Source organism: Nosocomiicoccus sp. HMSC09A07 (assembly GCF_001808485.1).
GTDB lineage: Bacteria > Bacillota > Bacilli > Staphylococcales > Salinicoccaceae > Nosocomiicoccus > Nosocomiicoccus ampullae_A.
The window spans coordinates 1-721 of the sequence record NZ_KV793622.1; the positions used below are offsets into that span (position 1 = coordinate 1).

The window sequence follows — 721 nt, forward strand, 5'->3', positions numbered from 1 at the left end:
TTCGGGTTCGGCAGTTCGAATCTGCCCCCTTCCATTTATAGGGGTATCGTATAATGGTAATATAGAGGTCTCCAAAACCTTTGATGTGGGTTCGATTCCTACTACCCCTGTACGACGGCGATTGTGGCGAAGTGGTTAACGCACTGGATTGTGGCTCCGGCATGCGTGGGTTCGAATCCCATCAGTCGCCCCATATTGGGCTGTAGCCAAGCGGTAAGGCAACGGATTTTGGCTCCGTCATGCAAAGGTTCGAATCCTTTCAGCCCAGTAGTTTGGCGCCTTAGCCAAGTGGTAAGGCCGAGGACTGCAAATCCTCTACCACCGGTTCAAATCCGGTAGGCGCCTTTTTTCAATTTTATATATGCGGAGATAGTTAAGTTGTTTATAACATACTTCTTCCTGAAGTAAGTCGTTGGTTTAAATCCAGCTCTCCGCTCCATTTTTTGTTAAGACTATATTAAGTCTTATTTTTTTTATTTAAATTAAGCTCCCGTGGCGGAATAGGCAGACGCGTCGGACTCAAAATCCGATTCTTCGGAGTGCCGGTTCGATCCCGGCCGGGAGTATACGTACCACTAATATTAATATTAGTGGTTTTTTTATGCCTAAAGATACAGTGGTATTACAGTTTACAATGTTTTTACTTTAGATATAATTTAAAAATACACTATTAATGTTGAATTAATTTGCTTCATTGTAAAATGAAATGCAACAGCTAAAT

6 tRNA genes are annotated in these 721 nt (G+C 42.3%); all 6 read left to right on the forward strand.

Annotated elements, in window-relative coordinates:
• Nucleotides 1-39 precede the first annotated feature (39 nt).
• Nucleotides 40-110, forward strand: a tRNA-Trp gene (locus HMPREF3177_RS00130).
• 7 nt (nt 111-117) lie between these two features.
• A tRNA-His gene (locus HMPREF3177_RS00135) sits at nt 118-193 on the forward strand.
• 3 nt (nt 194-196) lie between these two features.
• A tRNA-Gln gene (locus tag HMPREF3177_RS00140) sits at nt 197-268 on the forward strand.
• Between the two features lie 6 nt (nt 269-274).
• Nucleotides 275-345: transfer RNA gene (locus HMPREF3177_RS00145), tRNA-Cys, on the forward strand.
• An 18-nt stretch (nt 346-363) separates the two neighbouring features.
• A tRNA-Gly gene (locus HMPREF3177_RS00150) sits at nt 364-439 on the forward strand.
• A 47-nt stretch (nt 440-486) separates the two neighbouring features.
• A tRNA-Leu gene (locus HMPREF3177_RS00155) sits at nt 487-566 on the forward strand.
• Nucleotides 567-721 lie beyond the last annotated feature (155 nt).